Source organism: Endozoicomonas sp. ALC013 (assembly GCF_049310205.1).
GTDB lineage: Bacteria > Pseudomonadota > Gammaproteobacteria > Pseudomonadales > Endozoicomonadaceae > Endozoicomonas.
The window spans coordinates 1-26,130 of the sequence record NZ_JBLYNS010000073.1 but is presented as its reverse complement, the minus strand read 5'-3'; the positions used below and the strand labels follow the sequence as shown (position 1 = coordinate 26,130).

General features: G+C 44.5%; 14 protein-coding genes. 13 read left to right on the top strand and 1 reads right to left on the bottom strand.

Translation table 11 applies throughout. From position 1 onward, the window contains the following. The 11 genes from ACO6V1_RS14215 to ACO6V1_RS14165 all read left to right on the top strand — a co-directional run. Window positions 1–228 (top strand): hypothetical protein (locus tag ACO6V1_RS14215; RefSeq protein ID WP_422467292.1); only part of this gene is annotated, 228 nt, incomplete at its 5' end. Further along, entirely contained in the window at window positions 222–470 is a 249-nt protein-coding gene (rpsP, locus tag ACO6V1_RS14210; protein ID WP_269673688.1) for a 30S ribosomal protein S16, read from the top strand. The genes ACO6V1_RS14215 and rpsP, both read left to right, overlap by 7 nt. Before the next feature lie 13 nt (window positions 471–483). Beyond that, window positions 484–1,047, top strand: coding sequence for a ribosome maturation factor RimM (gene rimM, locus ACO6V1_RS14205; protein WP_422448709.1), 564 nt, complete (start codon window positions 484–486; stop codon window positions 1,045–1,047). Window positions 1,048–1,146: 99 nt separating this feature from the next. Next, window positions 1,147–1,917, top strand: a complete 771-nt coding sequence (trmD, locus tag ACO6V1_RS14200; RefSeq protein WP_422449562.1) for a tRNA (guanosine(37)-N1)-methyltransferase TrmD — start codon at window positions 1,147–1,149, stop codon at window positions 1,915–1,917. A 111-nt stretch (window positions 1,918–2,028) separates the two neighbouring features. Then, window positions 2,029–2,382: a 50S ribosomal protein L19 gene (rplS, locus tag ACO6V1_RS14195; protein WP_101745198.1), complete on the top strand. Its 354-nt coding sequence runs from the start codon at window positions 2,029–2,031 to the stop codon at window positions 2,380–2,382. Window positions 2,383–3,018: 636 nt separating this feature from the next. Next, window positions 3,019–3,951, top strand: a complete 933-nt coding sequence (locus ACO6V1_RS14190) for a hypothetical protein (RefSeq protein ID WP_422467290.1) — start codon at window positions 3,019–3,021, stop codon at window positions 3,949–3,951. Between the two features lie 537 nt (window positions 3,952–4,488). Next, the gene (locus ACO6V1_RS14185) at window positions 4,489–8,448 is read left to right on the top strand and encodes an ankyrin repeat domain-containing protein (protein ID WP_422467288.1); all 3,960 of its coding nucleotides are present in this window, start codon (window positions 4,489–4,491) and stop codon (window positions 8,446–8,448) included. 480 nt (window positions 8,449–8,928) lie between these two features. Next, window positions 8,929–11,865: an ankyrin repeat domain-containing protein gene (locus ACO6V1_RS14180; protein ID WP_422467286.1), complete on the top strand. Its 2,937-nt coding sequence runs from the start codon at window positions 8,929–8,931 to the stop codon at window positions 11,863–11,865. Between the two features lie 741 nt (window positions 11,866–12,606). Then, a complete protein-coding gene (locus tag ACO6V1_RS14175) occupies window positions 12,607–16,356 on the top strand; it encodes an ankyrin repeat domain-containing protein (RefSeq protein ID WP_422467284.1) in 3,750 nt (1,249 codons plus the stop codon). A 562-nt stretch (window positions 16,357–16,918) separates the two neighbouring features. Continuing rightward, complete coding sequence (gene xerD, locus ACO6V1_RS14170; protein WP_422467282.1) at window positions 16,919–17,827, top strand: site-specific tyrosine recombinase XerD; 909 nt, start codon at window positions 16,919–16,921, stop codon at window positions 17,825–17,827. Window positions 17,828–18,010: 183 nt separating this feature from the next. Then, window positions 18,011–18,796 carry a thioredoxin fold domain-containing protein gene (locus tag ACO6V1_RS14165; RefSeq protein ID WP_422448722.1) on the top strand — a complete coding sequence of 262 codons (786 nt, stop codon included), beginning with the start codon at window positions 18,011–18,013 and terminating at the stop codon, window positions 18,794–18,796. Window positions 18,797–18,870: 74 nt separating this feature from the next. On the opposite strand, the gene ACO6V1_RS14160 is transcribed toward ACO6V1_RS14165, so the two are convergent. Continuing rightward, window positions 18,871–19,581 carry an SDR family NAD(P)-dependent oxidoreductase gene (locus ACO6V1_RS14160; protein WP_422467280.1) on the bottom strand — a complete coding sequence of 237 codons (711 nt, stop codon included), beginning with the start codon at window positions 19,579–19,581 and terminating at the stop codon, window positions 18,871–18,873. A 355-nt stretch (window positions 19,582–19,936) separates the two neighbouring features. Here ACO6V1_RS14160 and ACO6V1_RS14155 point away from each other — a divergent pair, with 355 nt between their 5' ends. Together ACO6V1_RS14155 and ACO6V1_RS14150 are read left to right on the top strand one after the other, a co-directional pair. Then, window positions 19,937–23,632, top strand: a complete 3,696-nt coding sequence (locus ACO6V1_RS14155) for an ankyrin repeat domain-containing protein (RefSeq protein ID WP_422461326.1) — start codon at window positions 19,937–19,939, stop codon at window positions 23,630–23,632. 180 nt (window positions 23,633–23,812) lie between these two features. Then, entirely contained in the window at window positions 23,813–25,915 is a 2,103-nt protein-coding gene (locus ACO6V1_RS14150) for an ankyrin repeat domain-containing protein (protein WP_422467277.1), read from the top strand. The last annotated feature ends 215 nt before the right edge of the window (window positions 25,916–26,130 follow it).

Here is a 26,130-nt window from a genome sequence, read left to right as displayed (position 1 = left end):
CTTATCACAGCATATTGCCTCCTCCTCTGGTTTTCCCTACAATATGCGCCCTTTATGATTGGCTTGAATCCGATCATGGATTGGCTGATGGATGATGAAAAAGGAACTTTCCTCGCTCAAATCTGTCTCAACTCTTCTGGGTTACAGTCATACGTCCTGTGCGTCTGGCCAGTAAACCCAGAAAACCAGTTGCCGGAAACAACTATAGGAAACCCTATTCCATGGTAACCATTCGTCTTGCACGTGGCGGCTCTAAAAAGCGTCCATTTTACCACCTGACCGTGGCTGACAGCCGTAACGCTAACGGCGGTCGTTTCATTGAGCGCGTAGGTTTCTTCAACCCTGGTGCTCGTGGCCAGGAAGAGCGCCTGCGTGTTGATAACGAGCGTGTAGAATTCTGGCTGGGCCAGGGTGCTACTGCATCTGACCGCGTTGCCCAGCTTCTGAAAGAAGCCAAAAAGGCTGCGTGAGGTTAACAACCCAGTGACAACGGCAGTAGAGGGCGCTGTGAAGCGCATTGCGTTAGGCCATATTTCCTCCGTATTCGGGGTCAAAGGCTGGCTGAAGATTCACTCCAACACCAGCCCGATGGAAAACATCCTCAACTACCCACGCTGGATTCTTGACCCTGCTGGCCAAAAGAGCGGTGATGTTAAAACCGTTGAAATCGATCAGGCCCGGCCACACGGGAAAGGTCTGATTGCCCATATCGTCGGTTGTGACGATCGTGAGCTGGCCCGCAGTTACTGCGGTTACCAGATTACCATCAGCGCCGATGATCTGCCCGAACCGGAAGATGACGAAATTTACTGGCATCAACTGGAATCGCTGGATGTTTTCTCCCGCAACGCTGAGGGAGACAATGTTCTGCTGGGCAAAGTCAGCCACCTGATGGAGACAGGTGCCAACGACGTACTGGTCATTCGCCCCACAAAAGGCAGCATTGACCGTCGAGAGCGTCTGGTACCCTGGCTTACCGGATCAGTGGTGCTAGACGTCAATCCTGAGAAAGGATTTATCCGGGTAGATTGGGACCCGGAGTTTTAACTGGCCATGACGACTCAACACTCACCCCTTGATGAGCCAGCCGGAGAAACACTGGCAGAAACTCATCAGGACACAGACAAGAGCGCCATGGACATCGGAATGTGGTTCGGTGTCGTCAGCCTCTTCCCGGAGATGTTCCGGGCCATAACCGGGCACGGTATTACCGGCCGCGCGGTTAAGGAACGGCTGATTGAGGTACAGATCTGGAATCCCAGGGACTTTACCCATGACCGGCACCGAACTGTGGATGACCGACCTTATGGCGGTGGTCCCGGCATGTTGATGAAAATTCAACCTCTGCGTGACGCCATCCATGCAGCCCGCAAAGCTGCAGGAACCGAGGCCAAAGTGATTTACCTCTCTCCCCAGGGTCGCATGCTCGACCAGAAAGGAGTAGAGGAGCTTGCCCAGAGCAAGAAACTGATCCTGGTCGCGGGGCGATATGAAGGTATTGACGAGCGGGTAATCCAGACCGAAATCGATGAAGAATGGTCTATTGGTGATTACGTGTTAAGTGGTGGCGAACTCGCTGCCATGACTCTGATTGATGCAGTATCACGCTTTGTACCGGGCACCCTGGGTCATAAGGATTCCGCTCAGGAAGATTCATTTGCTGATGGTCTTCTTGACTGCCCGCACTATACCCGTCCTGAGCTTTTTGAAGGACAGGAAGTGCCGCAAGTACTGTTATCAGGCAACCATGCACTGATTGAGCGCTGGCGACTGAAACAGTCTCTGGGCAGAACCTGGCTGAGACGGCCTGACCTGTTGGAGAACCTTCAGCAAACCAGGTCACTGACCAGCGAGGAAGAAAGGTTGTTGTCGGAGTTTATTGCTGAACACTCAGCCAGGAGCGACGACTGTGCCTGAGAGTTTGACTCTCAAGCCAACCAGATTGTGCTATCGGCTTGTTTCGGATGGGCCATCTGAGTGAAACACAGCTTGAGCGGGACAGAATTGACTAACCAGGAGCAATTATCAATGAGCAAAAACAAAATCATTGCGCAGCTTGAAGCTGAACAAATGAACAAAGAGATCCCTGCTTTTAGCCAGGGTGACACTGTAGTCGTACAGGTTAAGGTAAAAGAAGGCAACCGTGAGCGTCTGCAGGCGTTCGAAGGTGTTGTCATCGGTAAGCGTAACCGTGGCCTGAACTCTGCTTTCACCGTTCGTAAAATCTCCAGCGGTGTTGGCGTTGAGCGTACCTTCCAGACTTACTCTCCGCTGATCGCTTCTGTGACTGTGAAGCGTCGTGGTGACGTTCGTCAGGCTAAGCTGTACTACCTCCGTGAGCTGAGCGGTAAAGCTGCTCGTATCAAGGAAAAGCTCAACTAAGATTCAGTTTAATTTTCCGGCAACTGATTTTTACACGAGTTTCTCAGAAGAGCGGATTGGTGAAACACCTGATCCGGGAAAAGCGGCGAAAGCCGCTTTTTTTTATCTGAACAAATCCTGTCTTTCGCTGTCTTAATAGGCCAAGAAGCAGTTATAAAGACAGTCATATTTATGCCGGATATTATCCAACCCTGCCATTCCAGCTTTGCCGTAAGAACAGCACCACTCAGTGACAATAACACTGCAGATAGCAGCAGTGCCACCCACTTCAGGGAGTCAGACCTACCCTCCACCAGAACAACAGTTACCAGCGGCATTGGCGATTCGAACTCCACCAGAATCAGTCACAGGCACGTCTCGACTAATACCGCCACAACCCACTCACCACTCACGTCAACGGCAACTCAGGATATGGCAACACTGCCTGAAGGGCCTGACTTTCTTCTGCGCTTTCCCGAAGAACACCTTTTCCTGCTCTTTGCTGATCCGGATGACATTATTTCCAGTCGTTCCCCACAGGAATATGAAGATAACGAGCCAGGATGCACAGCAGCCTGGTGCCGCTGTATTAGCCAGGTGTTAGAGTGGATTCAGCATGACCCTGCAGAGGCTCCCCTGATTTCCCGACAACGCTATATGCAGATCAACGCCTTACTGACCGAAGGCGTGCAAAACATGCTTGACAGCCATATTCCCGGAACCGTGCGAAAAAGGCACGTGGGTTACCCCTCCAGTGAACATACCCAAAAAGGCTTTATCCAGGCACTGCTGTACAAGCAACGACTGGAAGAAAGCTATGAGCTTTGCCGTGGCACCCATGGTGCAACCATTGCCACTTCTCCGAAAGGGAGCATAATTTCTGATACCAGACTGATTGCAAATTATACCGACCTTAAAGGTATCACCATTTCTTTCAGGGCATTAGGACCTAATGGTCCAATATCAGAAACAAACGGGATTGATAAAATTTTGTTCAAATACCAACTCATCGCCCTTCTTGAGAAAGAAATAATCACGCCGCTGAATACACAACTGGAATCACTACAGCACAAGAAAATCAAGAAGCCTGAACTGCTGGCAAAACTGATTGGAACAGTTGCCACATACTGGCCCAGACTTGAGCAGCTACATACACCGATGGATGGCACCTGCAGAACAAATTACATGTTAGTGCAATATATTTTTATGAAATTTGGTTTCCCTCCGCCGGTATTAATGGATCCAAACTCAATTGACCTGGTTCATACATCGCTTTGTAAACGAATCATAGGCATTGGCTTAAAAAATTCACTTGAACTCATGAATAAAAGAGATCAGGCATCAGAAACAGAAGCAATCATCCATCGATACACAAAACGATACCTGAAAAATTCGTTTTGCCTTATCCGCTCATCTCACAAATACGAAAAATACCTGATCCCGGATGAATTGAATTTTAACGACCATCACAAGACCCAAATGAAGCATCTTACCAGAGAGTTCATTGAGGTACTGGCTCCATACAGAGACACCACGCAAACCAGTACAAGACCACTGAAGACACCTTTACGCAGCCGAAAAAAATCATGATTTACAAAAACATCATTAAGCCCACTGCAAAAAGCTTATTGCACCACTGAATCAATCAACTCAGCCGGACCAATCGCAATGACCAGCTTTGCCCGGGAAACAACTGGTACATGGTTTCAATGAGTTTGACGGGTTGTCTTGCCTCCGCACTCCGTTCGTCCTGAGCCTGTCGAAGGGCGGAAACTCAGGACTCTGATAGATCGTGCCAAGCACCCTTCGACTCCGCTCAGGGTGAACGGAGATCGTACACGTCAAAATCATTAAAACCATGTACTAGAACAAAAGTACAGGTACCAAATCCCCGGTCCTGCTGAAAAAAAGAACGATAGTATTGGAACTATTGATCAATTTTACGATCTGAATAAAAGTGAAATTATCAAAGTTCGTTAAAGTTTCAGTTACTGCCCGGCATTTCAGGTTCTCTTACGGCTTATACCAAAAGTAGAACTATAGTAATGCATTATCAGGAAGTTCAAAGGTCAACAGGGAAACCTCAACAGGCTTTGAAAATACTTAATTAAAAAAAGGACCTGATAAATGTTCTATCTTGGCGTACTGATTACGACTGTTGCAGATACAATTTCTTCAGCTCTTGCAACTAATCCACAGAATCCAACTCCCAGCGCAGCCAATGGGGACACCCCCGAGCTTCGCGGTGACCTGGATCATCGCGAGGTGTACCGGAAGTCTTCGGCCACCAAATCCATTTGCAATCCTCCGTCAGACTCACCATCGCTCTCTGGACAGAGTCTCGGGCAAAGAACCATGTGGCCGCTCCATGTTGATATCACTATCACTGACACACCCTCCAGTGAAGAAAACGGGCATGATGCGGCTGCAAGTGGTCCAGCTGAACTTGTTGTAGCCATAGATGAAGTGAATGCTGCCATTGATACTGCTCGATTACCCGAAGAAACTCCTGGAGCCGTTGACCAGGGTTCTACTGAATTGCACGAAGAAACGCCTGAAACTGTTGACCAGGATTCTACTGAATTACACGAAGAAACTCCTGAAGCTGTTGACCAGGGTTCTACTGAATTGCACGAAGAAACTCCTGAAGCTGCTGACCAGGATTCTACTGAATTGCACGAAGAAACTCCTGAAGCTGCTGACCAGGATTCTACTGAATTGCACAAAGAAACTCCTGAAGCTGCTGACCAGGATTTTGCTGAAGTGCACGAAGAAACTCCTGGAGCTGTTGACCAGGATTCTACTGAATTGCACGAAGAAACGCCTGGAGCTGTTGACCAGGGTTCTACTGAAGTGCACGAAGAAACTCCTGAAGCTGTTGGCCAGGACTCTACTGAATTGCCCGAAGAAGCTGCTGCCGAAGAATCATTTGAATTACGCACAATCACTCCTGAAGACGTTGCCATAAATAATACTTCTGGGCTACCCGGAGAATCTGCTGTTATAGATGATACTAATGAACCACCTGTATCAAATTCAGATATTACTGCCCTCTTTGGCACAAACCATGAAGATACTGGTGCAATGCCGAGTAATGACAGGTGGGTCCGTTATGACACAGGCACAGATACAGACCCAGACACAACAACATTGTCACTAATTCCTTCAGCTCCACCACCCGATTATGAGACTCTATATCCTCATGATGCATTATTTGAGGCAGCGAACAATTTTGCCCCATCAGAGGCAAACGGGATGAACAAAAATCCCATCCCGGACTACCCTGAAGGGGCATGTGCATGGCCACCAGTTACTGAGAAGCCAATAAGTCCGGAAGAATTCAATGACGCCTACTATGAAGCCTTAGCGACTGGTAACTTAAATGCTATGGAGCACCTGAGACGAGATTATCCCCAGCGCATGATCGACCCTTTGCAATATCCGGAATCACGGAAATATTTATATCATCCCCTGCATATAGCTGCCGCAAAAAATCAGATGGCATCGTTAGAATTTCTTTGCCAGCTTCCGTGTATTGATATAAACGCCCCGTCACCTGAAAAGAATACTGCTCTCCACTTAGCTATCGATCACAATAACGTGGCAGTCGTAGAATTTCTCTGTCAACGCCATGATATTAATGTAAATCGGAAGAATAAAAGCGGCTTCACCCCTATTATGTTAGCCTGTTCAAAAAACGCAGACGCTCAGATAATAGATGCCTTATTGAATACTCAACCGGTTCTGGACGAGGAAAAACAAATCGAAACTGCACTTTCCTTCAGCGTTAAAAACAACAATCTGGAAACCACTAAAAAATTACTAGAATCTGGTGCACAGGTTGACCAGAAACATGACGATGGAAAAAACAGCATATTTTATATTTCCTTCACTGAAGCCGCTGACGAAATCAGTATATTGCTACTGGATTCTCTGGATGACGTAAATCAACCAATATCCACCTATAATGCCCGTGTATTGCATCTGGCTGCTTTAACAGGAAAAACTAAAATTGCTATTCATCTGATTAAAACTCTTAATGCTTCAAGATTTGTAACTAATAAAGGTAAATCAATGCCAGTCCATTATGCAGCGTTTGGAAATAATGCAACAACATTTCGCACATTGATTGAGCTTGGATGCACCATGTATGAAGATAAAGGAAAAATAGAAAGAGACTTTTGGGAGATGGTAAAAAAAAGCTATCTGCCTGGATATCAAATAAACTTCAAGAAATATGGTGATAATGGATATAATTTATTTAGAGAGGGTGGCACACCTTCAGAATTTTTTAGAGGTGATATCGTTCAGATGATAGATCACCAAGAAAAATGTGGCCATACAAAAGAATCAATTAAAGCAGCAAAAGAATCAGATAGAAGAAAAGCGTCAATTATAAAGCAAAATATTAAACAAAAAAAAGAACTGAAGATGAAAAAAATAGACCAACAAGGGAAATCAGAAGATCTGAAAAGAAAAATTAAAACGCTTGAAGAAAAAAATAAAGAAACAACTGACATTGATGCTGCCACAGGCGTTACATTAAGTACACCATTGACACCTGAACAGCCTGCTCCAGACTCAGATCTCTCTGCCCTTGCTTACACGCACCAAAGCGGAAATTCAGCAATGCAGAAAGAGTGGACCTGTAATGATGTAAATGACGGCAGGCTTCCACCAGGGTTTACCAACATGGACGACGTGCCCGGGGCATCAGCAATGCCAGCCATGATGGAGCAGCAATTAGACGACAAAGAATTCCAAAACATGTACCTTAATGCAATCCAGGCAGGTGATATAGACACTTTAAAATACCTGAAACAAGTTCGTCCCGATTTAATGATAGACTCTCTGGTAGATACAAAGGATCGAAATGCATTTATTCATCCCTTACATCTGGCTGCCTCAAATAAGCAGTGGGTGGCGTTAAAATTTCTTTGTGCATTGGATGGAATTAATATCAATACTCGCATGAGTAATGGCGAGACAGTTCTTAATCTGGCAGTCTGCGAGAAAATGGAGGAGACTATACTTTTTCTCTGTCAGCAACCACTCATTAACGTCAATTTATCAGATTACGCCACCAGAAATACCCCTATTATTTCTGCCTGTGAGTTAAATTTGAGTGATCAGGTTATAGAAGCATTATTAGCGCATAAACCGAGTCTGAAGCCGAATAATTACCAAAAAACTGCACTTGGATTCAGTGTTAGAAACCGTAACATTACCGTTACTAAAATGTTATTAGAGGCTGGAGCTGACGTTGGCAAGGTTGAAGAAGATGGGAAAGACTCAGTGTTCTATATCGCTTTCCAGGATGACAACGAAGAGATGAGTAAATTATTATTGAGTTATTTACCCGACATAGATCAAGCAGTAACTAAAAAAGATACTCGCGTGCTTCATTTAGCCTCTCTTTTAGGCAAAAAAACACTTATTAGGCACTTGATAAAGGATTGTGAAGCATCCAGATTTTTAGAAAATAAAGATCATGCCATGCCTGTTCATTATGCGGCACATCATGATCATTCACAAGCACTGTATGTATTAATCGAACTAGGATGTTCCTTGAACGAACGTCCTGGAAAAATAGAAGACGATTTCTGGCGAAAGAAAAACAATGGATTTTATTCTTTTTTGGCTGGACACGTGCCTCCAACTGTAGATTTTAAAAGTTACAATAAACCAAATGCGTGTCATTTATACTACCATGGTGGTACACCTTCAGAGATTTATGGAATGTTTGATATAACTCAGTTAGAAAACTTTGAAAAATCACTAAATATAGACATAAATAAAGAAAAAAATAAGGACAAAGCAAGAATGGAGGAAAGACAAAAACAGCATAAGCAATACATAGAAGAAAAACAGAAACAGAAAAGAAATGAACAAAAACAAATAAAACAGGAAGAAAAAGAAGCAAGCAAAGAAAAAAAACAACTGAAAAAATTAAAAAAAGAACTGAATAAACTGAATTTAGAAGGAGAAAAACTGAAGGAAAAAGGAGTAAAACTAGAGACAGAATTGCATAGCCCAGAGGGGGGGAAAAAGATAAACCCATTTATCAGAATTTTGAGAAAAATATGAGTACCTATTAGAACTTATATATTTGAGTGATCTAAAACTCATTGCTCAGGTGCTATGCAAGTAGCAATGGTGTGCATAGTGCATCATGAGTTTGATATGTACAATCTCCGTTCACCCTGAGCACCCTTCGGCTCTGCTCAGGACGAACGGAGCTTGGGAGCCATTGATAGAAGATAAAAGGAACTCATCAATCACATTGAAATCTTGTACCATAATTGATCTGGCAAATTTGAAAACCATAATAAAGTGACTAATGCAGTCAAAGAAGGCAGCATTTGAACTATTGATTAGCTTTACGGTCTGAACAAAGGCATTAATTAACAAAGTTCGTTAACGTTCAGTTTTTGCACGGCATTTCAGATTCTCTTATGGCTTATCCCAACAGTAGTACTATAGTGATGCGCTATCAGGAAATTCAAAGGCCAACAACGAAACCGAAACTGGCTTTGGAAATACCCAATTAGACATAAGGCATGTACCATGTACTACTCCGTTGGCAATCCGGTTACTGTTACAGATACAGTTTCCTTTGCTACTTCAACTAACCCACAGAATCAAATTCCAGACACAACCACTAATAATAATGGTGCTCCCGGGAATTCAGGTGACTTCGATAACCGCCACATTCACGAGAGTTTATCTTCTACCTCACTCTTTACCGATCTGTCAGATTCACCATCGTCCCATCCTCAGGCGATGAGCATCGGGCAAAGAACCATGTTGCCGCATCCTGTTGATAGCACGATGACTGTCCCGCCCTGCGGTCAAGAAACCGGGCATGATACTGCTGATGAATATCAACTACCGTCAGATCCACCACCAGACTACCCCCACAGGTCTGACGATTCATATTACAATCTGCCAACGTATGCTGAGCTGTTCCCCTTGTATGAGACAATGATTGGCATGCCCCGGCCAGAAGAAAACGAGATTAACGAAAATCCCTTCCCGGCCACCCTTGAAGGGGCATGTGCATTGCCACCCTTAACTGCCAAGCCATTAAATCCGGATGAATTCAATAATATATACTTTCATGCCTGTCTGAGTGATGATGTAGAGAGAATTGTACAGCTGTTCCAGGCTGCTGATCCCCAGTCAATGAATAATTTTCTGACGCATCCGGACAACCCAACAATATCAGTTCATCCCCTGCATCTGGCTGCCGAACGTAATCAGCGGAGAGTGTTAAGATTTCTTTGCCAAAATCCATATATTGATATAAATGCTTGTGGGCCTGATAAAAATACCGCTCTCCACTTTGCCATCAGAAATCACCAGGGGGCAGCCGTACACTTTCTCTGTCAACAACAAAACATTGATGTAAATGTGGAAAACAGCCTCGGTTGCACACCTATTATTTTAGCCTGTGAAAAAAACTCAGACCATCGTATTTTACAAACATTATTGGAAAAAAAGCCGTACCTGGGCCCGAACAAAAACGGTGAAACTGCACTTTCCCATAGCGTTAAAAACAACAATCTGAAAACTACTGAAATATTAATATATAACGGGGCGGCACCTGTTGACACCATGCATAGTGATGGAAAAGACAGCATATTTTACATTTCTTTCACAAATGCCTCCGATCAGATTAGTATTTTGTTATTGAGTTGTTTGACAGACATAAATAAAAAAATATCCGAAGCCGGGGCTCGTGTGCTGCATCTTGCTGCTTTAACAGGTAAAGATGACATCATTACTTACCTGATAGACAGGCGCAAAGCCTCGAAATCCTTGACCAATAAATATAATTCCATGGCAGTTCATTATGCAGCGCATGACAATAACGCAACAACATTGCGCAGATTAATCGATCATGGATGCACCCTGTTTGTAGGAAAAGGAAAAATAGAAAAAGACTTCTGGAAAAAGAAAATAATTAATGGTCGTCATACACAAAAAATAGACTTTACCAAGGCAAATAAATCAAACGGAGAAAAATTATTTAATGAGGGTGGCACACCTTTGGAAATTTATGAAGGTGATAAAGTACAGATGATGAACTATGAGGAGAAACATGGAATTAAAAACAATGAAAAAGATACAAAACCAACAACAATATTCCAGAAATTAGTACAAAAATTACAATTACTGCCTACAGAAAAGCCTGAAAAAACAACCGAAGCTGTTGCTTCCACAGACACTACACCAAGTGCGCTACCAGCACCTGAACAGCCTATACCGGGCTCGGATCATTCTGGCTTTGCCAACACACATACAAGTGGTGATGAAACAAACAGGAATCCCGAAAATATCGATCCGGACGACGTCTGCGGGGCATCAGCACTGCCAACTATAATGCAGGCACCACTTAGCCGTGACGATTTCAATATAACGTACTATGATGCGTGCGTGGCAGGTGATTTAGACACTATCATGCGCCTGAAGCAAACTCACCCCAAGTTAATGATTGACTCTCTGAGAGATCCAAATGATCCAGAAGTATTACTTCATCCCTTGCCTCTGGCTGCCTTAAATAATCAGTGGGCAGTGTTAGAATATCTTTGTAAGCTGGACGGTATTCATATTAACGCTCGCATGAGAAATGGTGATACCGCTCTTAGCCTGGCTGTTCGCATGAACAACCAGGACGCCATACTTTTTCTCTGCCAACAACCTGGCATTGATGTCAATGTGTCGGATTCCAAACGTAATACCCCTATTACTACTGCATGTAAGTTAAATTTGAACGATCAGGTTATAGATGCATTATTAGCGAATCTGAAGCTGGGCCCAATTAGATACGCACAAACTGCACTTTATTCCAGTATTAAAAACAATAATCTTAACACTACTGAAAAATTATTGAATACTGGAGCCGTCTCGGACAGGTGTGGTAAATACGCAACAGATTCTTTGCTTTATTTCTCTTTCACACATGCCAACGATGATATCAGTAAATTGTTATTGAAAAATATGTCCAACATAAATAAAACATTATCTGTTAATGGTACCTGCGCGCTTCATTTGATATGTTACCTGGGCAAACATACACTTATCTCGTACCTGATAAATGATCTTGGCGCATCAAAATTCATAGAGACTAATCTACGTGCCAGGCCTGTCCATTTTGCAGCGCACAAAAACAATAAAGAAACACTGATTGAATTAATCAAACATGGATGCACCTTGAAGGAAAGTCGGGGGAAAATAGAAGATGAGTTCTGGCCAAAGAGCCAGGGAGCAATGTGCGCTGGGGGGGAATACATACCTCCAAGAATAAATTATAACCAATACAAAAAATCAAATGGGGAGGATTTACACAGCAATGGTGGTACACCTTCAGAATTTTACGGGAAAGGTATAAATGAGTTAAAAGATTTTGAGGCTTCGCTGAATATAAACATAAAGGAAGAAAAGAAGATGGATCGAAAAACTATGGAAGAAAAAAAGCATAAGATAAAACAGAAAAAATAAGACTAGAGTTAAAACGCCGCACGGCTGCATGGATGCAGGAGATAGTACATGGTTTCAAAAAGTTTGACGTGTACAATCTCCGTTCACCCTGAGCGAAGTCGAAGGGTGCTTTGCACGATCTATCAGAGTCCGGAGTTTCCGTCTTTAGGCCCTAAGGGTCCTTCGACAGGCTTCAGCACGAACGGTATTGGTATCAACGCTTAGCAGCGCTCGGGCAGCCTCTTGGTTAAGGTGCTGTGCAAAGAGAACTGATACTATCTACACTATCGTACAATATTGGATCTATTGATTGCCATGCCAACCCCTGCTGCCGATATTCCCAGAATCATCGACAGCCAGTCTTGATGTATGGGGGAGCCCGCCTGGCAGGCTCTCCTGGCACAACAGTGAAAAGCTGGCATAAAATCATTTTTCGATAATAGCATTCAGCCCCCTTTTATGGTGCCTGCTAATTTTTCCAATGTACGTTTCCATAACCAATACCCTGAATCAATCGATATAAAATGGGTTTAATTTGTACATTCTCAAAAACCCGTAAATCTCGGATATGGTGCATTATCAGCGCGCCTGGATTACGCCAACATGTTATGATTTTGCATCATAACCAGCAAGTAGCTAACCATATAACTTTTTGATAAGATACAATCACTCTTTATTGGGACTGAATAGTTACATTAAATAATCAAGAGTAAAGAATAAATGATACCAAAATATCACCCTGTTTTATTCCAGAGGCCATTATTGTCCGAAAGCACTCAAAACCTGGATGAGGAAATAAATGATTACGTTGCTTTCCCTAATGGAGATGTTAGAACACTGGCAGAAATTAAAAGGGATCAACCTGTCAGCTACATCAAAATGAAAACCCAGTTTCTGACTGACATTGGCAAGCTGAAGACTTTGACACAGCGTTTAATCAGCAATGAATATAATAATCAAATTGATACCTTTTACACAAAGATTTCAGATGATCTGAAATATGATGATAAAAAACCTCACAGCCTGATAACATTCAAGGATACTCGTTATTATCTCCATAAAATCATTCATCGAACTGAGCGGTTTCTTGAGCTGGAAGCGAAAAATCCTGATGATGCTGATAAATGGTCTTTAAATAGAGACAGTTTTTGCACTTTGTTTCATGAGATTCTTTCAGGGATAGACAATTGTCTTGGGGGCAATGGTACCCGCCTTCAAAGTGGATTTACCAGCATCGAGAACTCCCGCGACCCACAAAAGGTGCTGTTGCAGATTCGTCACGGGTTACTGGATTATGGCGTTAAATTATTTCTGATAAAAGAGCGTGCCAGTGATAAGGATGAATTTGGATTAGGGAATGAAGTACACACGCACAGTGAACTTTACAATTTAATCTGTGAACAGTTTGGTTTGGAACCCCTTAAAGATTTCGGTCACCATGTAAATCTCAATAATAATCCAGGAATGATTGATCGACTTGAAATTATCCTGCCATCCCTGATGCCGGAGTTCGAAATACTTAATAAACTGACAGATGTATTTTACCAGGACTTAGTATCCTCTTTAAAAAAGCGAAATAAAGAACACTGGCTAACCCGTCCTGTTTCTTTCTCAGAATTTAAGAATGAAGTCACCGATGGGATTAAAGAGGATTTCATAACCCCAATCAATCTTCGGTTCAAAACCAATAATAAAAACAGGCTTGATCTATGGACAATCATCAAACCCTGCGATGATGGGAGCTATGAATTTTCAGAGAGTCGGGAGCGATTTCAGGTATGGTTAATCGATAATTATTTGAATCACACTCCTACCGCGAACGTACTCACTATGGTTGGCAAGAAAAATGACGAAGCTTCTTCCCGGTTTTTTTCGAAGAAAGATAAAGATAAAGATAAAGCACCACCTTCCTACATTGGCTCGAAGGATAATCTTTATTTCTGGGTCTTTAAAACAGAGACTCCTCTTATGCAGGGTGGCAACTGCAGCTTGGACTGGGATAACCATCAAACACTGACTCTGAGTTACTTAAAAACAGTTGATTTTAATAACTTCCCTAATGAAGTACGTTTCAATCTTTTTCAATATGCTTTGAACAACACCAATAAACCAGGTGACTTTTTGGAGTTTTTCCTTGATAAAACCGCATCTGAAAAATGGGACGAAATGGTTAAATCTGACCCTCAAATAAAGGAGATCATGTTAGAAAAAATTATTAATACCCTGAACGATGATGCAGCAGGGTCAACCGGATTTTTACCGCATCTGCCTGCGGGATCTCTTAAAGGGCATACCAGTAATTTCTTCACCGACTTATTACACCGGGCATTTAAACTGAAACAGGCTGGTATCGTTGACTTTTTACTAAAACATGGTTTGCACAAGTGTTCAACCAAGTTTATTAAAGCTGAATTCCAGAAAGTCGTGTTTTCAACATTACAGTTTGACTCAGAAAAATTTGAAATGCTCTGCAAACACCCTGTTATTGACTTCACCTCAAAAAATGAACAAGGTCAAACGCTGTTAATGATAGCAGCAAAATATGGCAAAACAGAGCACCTGAAACTATTTCTGACAAAGAAAGGTATTAAAGTGAATTTGCAAGACAAGAGTGGCAATACCGCACTCTCTCTGGCTGCAGAAAATGGGCAAATCCAGTGTCTGATGGCACTTCTGACACATGACGGTATCAAACTGAATATGGAGACCAATGACGGTTGGACCGCATTAAAGCTCGCTGCAAGATACGGGCGAACTGATTGTCTGAAGGTGCTTCTGAAACAGCAAAAAATTAATGTAGACCTGCGTATCAAGAATAGCTGGACGCCACTAATGGCGGCAGCAAGAGGCGGTCATGGGGACTGTGTAAAGGCATTGCTTGACCATGATGCGTCGTCGATCAACGAACAAAACAAGGAAGGCTATACGGCGTTGATGATGGCGGTAATTGCAGGGGATGAACGTTGTGTCTCGTTATTATTTCAAAAATCCGATAGTGGCATCAATACAACCAATAAAAACGATAACACTGCATGGATTCATCTGCGTAATATTTTTGGGTTAACGCTGGCAATGCTGGCCGCAAAATATGGCAATATTTATTGCCTGAAAGCAATTCTGGAGAAAAAAATCATTGACGTGGACGAGGTAGAAAATAACGGCCAAACTGCACTCATGCTGGCTGCGGCATTTGGGCAAACGGAGTGCCTGGAACTACTTCTGGCACAGGAAGGAATTGACGTTAACAAGCAGGAAAACAAACTCAAGACTGCTCTCATTCTGGCTGCAGATCATGGGCGAACGAAGTGCCTGGAACTGCTTCTGGCACACCAAAAAATTGATGTGAATTTTCGGGGCAAACATAGAGCTACTGCACTCATGCTGGCTGCACAACTCGGGCATACGGATAGCCTGATAGAACTTTTGAAACATAAAGACATCAAAGTGAACGCGCGGGGCAGTACAGGTTGGACCGCATTAATGTACGCAGCAAGAAACGGGAAAACGGACTGTTTGTTGGCACTTTTGGAAAAACAGGGAATTGACGCAAACCTGCCTGACATTGATGGCTGGACGCCATTAATGTCGGCAGCAAGAAACGGTCATGGGGACTGTGTTGAGGCGTTGCTTGCACATGACCCTTCGTCGCTCAATGCACAAAAAAAAGATGGCGCTACGGCTTTGATTCTGGCAGCAAATGGAGGGGATGAACGTTGTGCCTCGTTATTACTCAAACAACCGAATATAGACATCAACATAACAGATAATTACGGTAAAACCGCATGGCAGTATGCGCAGTCCTGTAATGTAGCACAGTGTCAACCATGGCAACAATTTCAACAGATCCTGGATGCAGTAATCAGTGGTAATTTGACATCTCTGACTGAACTGCTGAATGTTGCCGGAGTATTGATCCATGTTCGTAATAAACAAGGGTTAACACTGGCAATGATGGCCGCAAAAAATGGCCAGATTGATTGCCTCAAAGCAATTCTGGCGACGAACGTCATTAACGTAAACGAGAGGGATAATATCGGCAAAACTGCTCTCATGCATGCTGCAGAAAATGGGCAAACGAAGTGTCTTGAAGAGCTTCTGAAACAGGAAAAAATTGATCCGAATGCGCAGTGCAATGCCGGTTGGACCGCATTAACACACGCAGCAAGATATGGGCGAACGAACTGTCTGAAGGCGCTTCTGAAACACCCGGGAATTAAAGCAAACCTGACTGACAAGGATGGCTGGATACCATTAATGTCGGCAGCAAGAAACGGTTATGTCGACTGCGTTAAGCTGTTGATTGAACAGGGTGAGTCGTCAATCAATGCACAAAAGAATGACGGCTACACGGCTTTGATGCTGGCAGTATTTGCAGGCGAATCAGGTTGTATCAGGTGTTTACTTTCACACCCCGACATCAAAATTGATAGTAAAGTTCTGGATCTGGCTAAAGATAAAATTGATTCGGAAAGTTATCAGCTAATGGTTAATCATAAGCCTGAATCCAGTTGAGTCTGTCTATCACCAGCAGTTAGAAGATTTTGAGGCATCGCTGAATATAAATATAAAGGAAGAAGGATCAAAAAAGTATGGAAGAAAAATCATAATATAAAACAGGAAAAATAAGACAAGCGTTAAAACATCGCACGACTGCATCGATGCAGGAGATAGTACATGGTTTCAATAAGTTTATGTGTACAATCTCCGTTCACCCTGAGCGAAGTCGAAGGGTGCTTGGCACGATCTATCAGAGTCCGGAGTGTACGCCCTTAGGCCCTATGGGTCCTCCGACAGGCTTCAGCACGAACGGTATTGGTATTATGTCTTTGAATAAGTTCCCGATTTCCGTTCACCCTGAGTGCTGAGCTTGACGAAGTATCGGAGGGTCGTGCCACCGAACTTCGATACTTCGTCAAGCTCAGCACTCAGTCCGAACGGAGTCAGGCAATGAAAATAGGGAAGTTATTTCCAGACAACTCCTTAGCTGCGCTCGGGCAGCCTCCTGGTTAAGGTGCTGTGCAAAGAGAACTGATATTATCTACACTATCGTGCAATATTGGATCTATTGATTGCCATGCCAACCCCCGCTTCTATGGAAATACAGGCATTTTTACAACACCTCTGGCTTGAACGAGGGCTCAGCAAAAATACCCGTGAAGCTTACCAACGGGACCTGCTGCTCTTCTCTGAGTGGCTGCAAAAGCACACACAAAACGTCGGCAAGCTATTACTCTCAGCCAGCGAGGAGGACCTTCGCCGGTTTCTGGGCTGGCGTTATGAGCAGGGTTATCACCCACGATCAACTGCCCGGCAAATCTCCAGCCTGAGAGCCTTCTACCGTTACCTGCTGCAATCTGAACAGATCACCACTGACATTACGGCCAATATTGACATGCCCCGCCAGGGCAAGGCATTGCCCAAAACATTGTCAGAAGAAGAGGTAGAGTCACTGCTCAGCAGCCCGGATACCGATACCGCCATTGGTCTTCGTGATCGTGCCATGCTTGAGATCCTCTATGCCTGCGGCCTGAGAATCTCAGAACTGGTCAACCTGAAGATGGACAATATTAATCTCAGACAGGGAGTGCTCCGCATTATCGGTAAAGGCCGGAAGGAACGGCTGGTCCCCATGGGCCAGAATGCCATTGAATGGCTGCAGCAATATATACGACAGGCAAGAGGTGATCTGCTGAACCATTATGACAGCCGAACCCTGTTTCCGGGTCGTCAGGGACGTCCAATGACCCGGCAGACCTTCTGGCATCGGATCAAGCGTTACAATACGATTGCTGGTATCACCACCGACGTTTCTCCCCATGTCCTTCGACATGCTTTTGCCACCCACCTTCTAAACCATGGTGCAGATCTTCGAGTGGTCCAGCTGCTGCTTGGCCATAGCGATCTGTCCACCACCCAGATCTATACCCATATTGCCAACCACAGGCTGTCAGAACTGCACCGAGAGCATCATCCCAGGGGGTAATCTGACCGTTTGTTCACTATTTTTTAGAACTCTCCACCCGATAACCGTGTCCAGGCGATACAACAGGAAGAAATAACGCTAGACTATCTTGTTTTAACCAGCGCTTCTCTCCAATGCTGGAACGGCTTGCCGATAGCCCCTGAGATGTCCGGGCTTATCTTGTGAATCTATAAAGGAATCAGTATGTCTAAATTCTCTGCGCTTCTGTTAACGGCCATGATGACCACAAGCGCTGGCTGGTCTGTGGCCGTCCATGCAGAGGCTTCCGGCAAGGACAGTGCCGTTCAGGGCCCCGAGACCCTGATTGAACGTCAGCTGAAAAAACTTGATGCCGCCGTTCCCATTGAGTCGATCACCAAAAGCCCGATGCCCGGCATCTACAAAGTGATACTCAAAGGTGGCTTTGTGATCTATAGCAGCGAAAACGGGCAGTATTTTATTAAAGGCGATCTGTTGGAAGTTCGCGGTAACCAGCTGGTTAACCTGACGGAAGAGGTGAAAAGCCAGCAAAACGCCAGACTGCTGAAATCCCTGAACAAAGAAGATATGGTGATTTTTGCACCGACAGGTGAAACCAAAGGTGTTGTGTATGCCTTCACGGATGTCGACTGTGGCTACTGCCGCAAACTGCACCGGGAAGTCGACCAGCTGAATGCGCTGGGTATTGAACTGCGCTATCTTGCCTTCCCCCGGGGTGGCCAGCAATCGCCAGTGCATGGCAAGATGACCAATGCCTGGTGTTCAGCAGACCGTAAACAGGCATTAACCGACCTGAAAACCGGCAAGTCCATCAGTGCAGAAATTCAAGGTGATAAGGCAGCGTGCAGTACTGTCATTGATAACCACTACAACCTGGGTGTCCAGATGGGCATTAACGGCACTCCGGCCATGGTGCTGGAAAACGGTCAGGTTATTCCGGGCTATCGCCCTGCTGCCGATATTGCCAGAATCATCAACAGTCAGTCTTGATGTTTAGGGGAGCCTGTCTGGCAGGCTCTTTTGGCACAAACTGAACCCCTGCTTTTGCCGGAGTCCAGGAGCCATTACAGATAGATCATTTTCTTTGTCATACCACCATCAACCACGATATTGGCACCGTTGATAAAATCATTCTCTTCATGGGTCAGAAACAGACAGGTATTAACAATATCCCGTGGCTTACCCACTCTCCCCGATGGATGCTGGCGGTGATCCTGCCCGGTCAGCTGATCATAATCTTCAGTTTGAATCCAGCCTGGGCTGATGGCATTCACGGTAATTGGCGTTTGTGCCAGTGATACGGCCAGCGTATTGGTCAGTGACACCAGGCCGCCTTTAGATGCGCCATAGGCCTCCCAGCCCGGTTCATTCTGGTGCCAGCGGGTAGACGCAATATTGATAATACGACCGTACTGCTTATCGCTATAGTGCCTGATAAACTCTCTGGCACAGTTAAAGCTGCCGCTCAGATTAACATCAATCACCCTGGAAAACTCGGCAGCAGTAAGTTCAGTCACCGGCTTATTAAACTGGCTTATGGCACCATTATTAATCAGGATATGTGCAGTGCCATATTGGCGAACAATGTTGTCAAAGGCTGCTTCAATCATCTCCGGTTTTCCCAGGTCAACGCTGTAGAAATCCATATCACCCGTTGCCGGTTGGTGCAGGTCGAAGCCAACCACAGTTGCCCCCTGCTCCCTGTAAGCTCTGGCAATGGCGTTGCCAATACCCTGACTGGCACCTGTAACAATAACGACTTTATCTGAGTACATACAGTGAGACATCCGTTATAAGCAGTTAACCAAATGAAATCATATTTTCTGGCCAACTACTTAGGTAGCTGAAAATTAGATAGCTGAAAAGCTGGCATAAGATCATTTTCCGATGATAACATTCAGCTTTGGGAGCGTGGAAATAATTCTATTAAATGACAACTCATTGAAAAAATCGCTTATAATTAAGCTCCGCGCAGTGGAAGATCACCATTACCCTTTTTATCAACACCCTTTTATCAACTTCGTGCTGTTTTTTTATTCTTTATTAACTCTAAAGTCAATTTGATATAAGATGCAATTACGCTTTGTCAGGACTGAAATGTTACATTAAATAATCAACAGGAAATAACAAATGATATCACCGCGTCACCCTATTTTATTTCAGAGACCATTAATAATCTCAGAAAGTACTGAAAAACTGAATAAGCAAACAAATGATTACATTGCCTTCCCTGATGGAGATTTCAGCGAGCTGAAAGAAGTTAAAACGAATGAACCTACCATATACCTCAAAATGAAAACTCAGTTTATGGATGATATTATCAAACTGAAGTCTTTGACAGAGCGTATAATCAGCAATGAATTTGATGAGAAAATTGATACCTTTCACACAAAGATTTCAAATGATCTGAATGATGACGATAAAAAACCTGACAGCCTGATATCATTCAAGGATACTCGTTATTATCTCCATAATATCATTCATCGAACTGAACGATTTCTTGAGCTGGAAGCGAAAAATCCTGATGATGCTGATAAATTGTCTTTCAACAGAGACAGTTTTTGCACTTTATTTTATGAGTTTCTCGAAGGGATAGACAATTGCCTTGGGGGCAATGGTGCCCGCATTCAAAGTGCATTTACCAGCATCGAGAACTCCCGCGACCCACAAAAGGTGCTATTGCAGATTCGACACGGGTTACTGGATTATTGCATCAAATCATTTCTGATAAAAGAGCGTGCCGGTAATAAGAATGCATTTTTAATAGGGGAAGAAGTACACACGCACAGTGTACTTTACAATTTATTCTGTAATCAGTTTGATTTGCCCCCCCTTAAAGATTATGGTCACAATGTAAAGATCGATGATTTGACAGATATGATTGGACGACTTGAACTTATCCTGCCATCCCTGATGCCAGAGTTCAAAATACTCAATAAACTGACAGATGTGTTTTACCAGGACTTATTATCCTCTTTAAAAAAGCGAAATAAAGAAGACTGGCTAACCCGTCCTGTTCTCAGCTCAGAATTTAAGCATGAAATCACTGATGGAATTAAAGAGGATTTTATAACCCCAATAAATCTCAGGTTCAAAACCAGTGATAAAAGCGGGCTTAGCCTGGGTACAATCATCAAAACCTACGATAATGGGAGCCATGAATTTTCAAAGAGTCGGGAGCGATTTCAGGTATGGTTAATCGATAATTATTTGAATCATACTCCTAGTGCGAACGTACTCACTATGATCGGCAAGAAAAATGACGAAGTTTCTTCCCGGTTTTTTTCGAAGAAACGTAAAGATACAGTTACAGATACAGATGAAGCACCATCTTCCTACATTGGCTCGAAGGATAATCTTTATTTTTGGGTCTTTGAATCAGAGACTCCTCTCATACAGAATGCCAACTGCAGCCTGGATTGGGATAACCATCAAACATTGACTCTGAGTCATTTAAAAACAGTTGATTTTGATAAATTACCCAATGAAGCACGTTTCAATCTTTTTCAATATGCTTTGAACAACGCCAACAAACCAAGTGACTTTTTTGAGTTTTTCCTTGATAAAACTGCATCGGAAAAATGGAACGAAACGGTTAAATCTGACCCTCAAATAAAGGAGATTATGTTAGAAAAAATCATTAATGCCCTGAACGATGATGCAGCAGGGTCAACCGGCTTTTTACCGCATCTGCCTGTGGGATCTCTTAAAAAGCATGCCAATATTTTCTTCACCGACTTATTACACCGGGCATTTAAACTGAAACAGGCTGGCATCATTGACTTTTTACTAAAACATGGTTTACACAAGAGTTCAACCAGGTTTATTAAAACTGAATTCAAGAAATTCTTGTTTTCAGCGGTACGGTCTGACTCAGAAAAATTTAAAATACTCTGTAAACACCCTGTTATTGACTTCAACTCAAAAAATACAAATGGTCAAACGCTGTTAATGATAGCTGCAAAATATGGAAAAACAGAGCACCTGAGACTACTTCTGACAAAGAAAGGAATTAAAGTGAACTTGCAGGACAAGAATGGCGATACCGCACTTATTCTGGCTGCATCAAATGGGCGATTGGAGTGCCTGACAGCACTTTTGACAGAGCAAAAAATTAATGTAGGCCTGCGTAACAAGAAGCACTGGACGCCATTATTGGTGGCAGCGAGATACGGCCATGGGGACTGCGTAGAGAAATTGTTTGACCATGGTGCGTCGTCGATCGATGAAAAAAACAAGGCAGGCTATACAGCGTTGATGCTGGCGGTCATTGGAGGGAATGAACGCTGCGTCTCGTTTTTATTCCAGAAATTCGATAGCGGCAGCAATACAACCAATAAAAAAGATAACACTGCATGGATTCATCTGCGTAATGGATTTGGGACAACGCTGGTAATGCTGGCCGCAAAACATGGCAATATTTATTGCCTGAAAGCAATTCTGGAGAAAAAAATCATTGACGTGAACGAGACAGATAATGACGGCGAAACTGCACTCATGCTTGCTGTAGAAAATGGGCAAACGGAGTGCCTGGAACTACTTCTGGAACAGGAAGGAATTGACGTTAACAAGCGGAGCAATAAATACGAGTCGGCTCTCATCATGGCTGCAAAAAATGGGGACGAGGAGTCACTGAAACTACTGCTGGCGCACGAAAGTATTGATGTGAATGGTTATGCCAATTGGGGTGTTACTGCACTCATGCTGGCTGCAAAAAACGGGCATACGGACAGCCTGAGATTACTTTTGACACATAAAAACATCAAACCGAATGAGTGGAGCATGACCGGTTATACCGCATTAATGTACGCAGCAACAAACGGTAATACGGACTGTTTGCTGGCGCTTCTGAAAATACCGGGAATTGACGCAAACCTGACTGACAGTCGTGGCTGGACGGCATTAATGCTGGCAGCAAAAAACGGTCATGGAGACTGTGTGGAGGCGTTGCTTCTGCATGATCCTTCGTCGATCAATGCACGACAGAAGGGATTCCATACGGCTTTGATGCTGGCGGCAGAAGGAAAGGATGAACGTTGTGCCACGTTATTACTCAAACAACCCAATATAGACATCAATGCAAGAAGTTTGTACTTTAAAACCGCATTGCAGATTGCGGAGGCCAATAATTTAGCAGAGCGTCAACCATGGCAAAAATTTCAACAGATCCTGAATGCAACAAGCAGTGGTAATTTGACATTACTGACTGAACTGCTGAATTTTGCCAAAGCATTGATCCATGTTCGTAATACAAAAGGGTTAACACTGGCAATGGTGGCCGTAAAAAATGGCCAGATTGATTGCCTCAAAGCAATTCTGGCAATGAATGTACTTAAGGTGGACGAGAGGGATAATAATGGCAAAACTGCACTCATGCATGCTGCAGAAAAAGGGCAAACGAAGTGTCTGGAAGAGCTTCTGACACAGAAGGAAATCGACCCGAATGCGCAATCGAATGCAGGTCGGACGGCAATATTCTACGCAGCAAGTAATGGGCGATTGGACTGTCTGAAGGTGCTTCTGAAACACCCGGGAATTAAATCAGACCTGCCTGAAGAGCATGGCTGGACACCATTAATGTCGTCAGCAAGAAACGGGGATGTCAACTGCGTTCAGGTGTTGATTGAACAGGGTGAGAAGTCGATCAATGCACAAAAAAACGATGGCTATACGGCTTTGATGCTGGCAGTAATTGCAGGCGTACCAGATTGTATCAGGTGCTTACTTTTACACCCTGACATCAAAATTGATAGTGAAGTTATCAATCTGGCTAAAAAGCAAAATGATTCAGAAATTTCTCAGCTAATCGTTGCCGAATCCAAATGAGTCTGTCCTTCATCAGCAGGTCGATGTCCAATAATAAATAAGTAGGTGACTAAATGAAATCCTGTTTTCTGACACATCAGGGCTAACCCCCACCCCGACTTCGGGTAACAAGCCGGAACTTATTTCCATGGTGATTGTTCTAAGCAACCTGACACCTATCAGGACAGATGACAAGTTACCATGCAACCACTTAATGCCGGTGGTTACCCAGCCTTGCTACAAGCCGGTGCTGCTGGAACCTCAGGAACTTCGGATAATATAGACGACACTGCTTCACCCATATATGTCAACCAGATTCCCCGTAGTCCTGGCCCCGACAATTCGGGCTCCTTCGGCAGCACCGGGTTACAACCCCCCTATGGTCACAATCGCTCTGTGAACGTACAAACCGCCGTCAAGACGGACGGCCTGGCTGCAGGAACCGGCGACAGCAGTGGTGCAGTCGTACACTGCACCGGCGCTACCAGCAGGGTTCCGCTGAATTGTGCAGTTGAGTGCGGGGATATCAAGATGGTGGCATGGCTGCTACAAAATGGCACCGAGGTTGATGGCCGCAACGAAGGCTTGCAAAAGCAGCGTAAAGCACGCAGATTCCCCGGCAGAGAGGGGTTTACCCCATTAACCCGGGCCGTCATGCATGGGTCAGTGGACATTGCGAGGTTACTGCTGAAGTCCGGGGCAGATGCTGACCACTGGGATGCCAAAGGCATGACGCCACTGGCCACGGCGGCGGCCCGGGGTAACATTGAGCTAATGCAGCTGTTGCTTGATTACCAGGCGGATATTAACGGCAATACCACTGGCTGGCGGACTCCCCTGACCCAGGCTGCCAGAATGGGGCAGGTCAAGGCGATAAGCCTGTTGCTGGCCCATGGGGCGGATATTAACAGCTTTGCCCGCAAAGGCGTGACGCCTCTGAGCCAGGCTACCAAGAATGGTCATATCGAGAGCGTACGACTGTTGCTGACTATGGGAGCCGACGCTGATAGTAATGATTCTGTATGGTGGCCGCCACTGCGCAGGGCAGCGAGCAAGGGAGATATTGAGATTGCCCGACTACTGGTGAGTCATGGAGCCAACGTTAACTGCTTTTACGGCGGCTATTACAGGTCGGGTGCCCTGATCGAAGCTGTCTATCATAGCCATGTCGAGGTGGTGGAGCTGTTGCTGGAACATGGTGCACAGTGGCAAGGTGCGGCTAACGAGTATGGTCTGCTTAGAATAGCTGTTGAGAATGGTGATATCGAAACCGTAAAATTGCTGTTGAAATATAATGCGGATAATGTAAACGGCAGTGGGTTAAGTATCCATGCACCACTGAGAGGGGCAATCGATCGGGGGTATATTGAGTTAGCGAAACTTCTGTTGCAAGCCGGTGCTGATCCTGATTGCAATGCCTCAAGTAGCTGCTTTCCCTACAGCCCGCTGGCCGGAGCTGCTAAATTTGGACGAATTGAACTTGTTAAACTGTTGCTGCAATCCGGTGCCGATGTTCACAGCCATACCTGTGGGGAAGTTACGCCCTTAACGATGGCGGCGTCGGCAGGGCATGACCAGGTCGTGCAGTTATTGTTGCTGCATCAGGCGGACGTTCATAGTCGTGCCAGGGGTAATGGTGCCCCTTTGACGCGGGCGGCAGCGGCAGGACATTACAAGGTAGTGCAGTTATTGTTGCAACATAAGGCGGATGTCCATAGTCATACCTCTGGTGATTGGACTCCTTTGACTCAGGCGGCGGATGCAGGACATGACCAGGTGGTGGAATTATTGTTGCAGCATAAGGCGGATGCTAATAGTCATTCCTCTGCCCATGGTACTCCTTTAACCCGGGCGGCTTATGCAGGACATGACAAGGTGGTGCAGTTATTGTTGCAGTATAAGGCAAATGTTCATAGTCATTCCTCTGGTTATCCTACGCCTTTGACGAGGGCGGCTCTTGCAGGAAATTACCGGGTGGTGCTGTTGTTGTTGCAGCATAAGGCGGATGTTCATAGTCATGGAGTTGGAGATGGTACTCCTCTGTTCTGGGCCAACCAAAGAGGCTTCTGGGAAATTGCTTTTGAACTGCTCTACTACGGTGCCTGTCCAGAAAGAAGCCAGGCACCGGATGTTATCCACACAGTCACCCAGAAATTTGGCTACAACCCCCGGGAAACCCCTCTCAGTCTGGAAAGTTTGTGCAAGCGGCGTCTGGATGATGTGTTTGATAAACGAACAATATCTTCTTTTGATTTGCCTTATTTTTTGAAAAAAGAACTAATGAAGGAAAAATTTTTCCCATAAGTAGCTGGCCATATGGAATCACATATTTCTGGCTACTTGGGCAGGTGCTATGCGAGGCACAACGGAGGGAGCATAGCCGTAGCTATGTGAACGGAGTTGTAACGAAGCAGAGTGCCTGAACAAGGAGTCAGAAATATGTGATTTCATATGGTTAGCTACTTAAACACGACACGGCATTATTCAGACCCAATGCCTTACTTGCCAGGAGGCTGTCC

Coding starts and splice junctions, on each gene's coding strand:
- rpsP (WP_269673688.1), top strand. CDS start 222: ATGGTAACCATTCGTCTTGCACGTGGCGGCTCTAAAAAGCGTCCATTT.
- trmD (WP_422449562.1), top strand. CDS start 1,147: ATGTGGTTCGGTGTCGTCAGCCTCTTCCCGGAGATGTTCCGGGCCATA.
- rplS (WP_101745198.1), top strand. CDS start 2,029: ATGAGCAAAAACAAAATCATTGCGCAGCTTGAAGCTGAACAAATGAAC.
- ACO6V1_RS14190 (WP_422467290.1), top strand. CDS start 3,019: ATGCAGATCAACGCCTTACTGACCGAAGGCGTGCAAAACATGCTTGAC.
- ACO6V1_RS14185 (WP_422467288.1), top strand. CDS start 4,489: ATGTTCTATCTTGGCGTACTGATTACGACTGTTGCAGATACAATTTCT.
- ACO6V1_RS14180 (WP_422467286.1), top strand. CDS start 8,929: ATGTACTACTCCGTTGGCAATCCGGTTACTGTTACAGATACAGTTTCC.
- xerD (WP_422467282.1), top strand. CDS start 16,919: ATGCCAACCCCCGCTTCTATGGAAATACAGGCATTTTTACAACACCTC.
- ACO6V1_RS14165 (WP_422448722.1), top strand. CDS start 18,011: ATGTCTAAATTCTCTGCGCTTCTGTTAACGGCCATGATGACCACAAGC.
- ACO6V1_RS14160 (WP_422467280.1), bottom strand. CDS start 19,581: ATGTACTCAGATAAAGTCGTTATTGTTACAGGTGCCAGTCAGGGTATT.
- ACO6V1_RS14155 (WP_422461326.1), top strand. CDS start 19,937: ATGATATCACCGCGTCACCCTATTTTATTTCAGAGACCATTAATAATC.
- ACO6V1_RS14150 (WP_422467277.1), top strand. CDS start 23,813: ATGCAACCACTTAATGCCGGTGGTTACCCAGCCTTGCTACAAGCCGGT.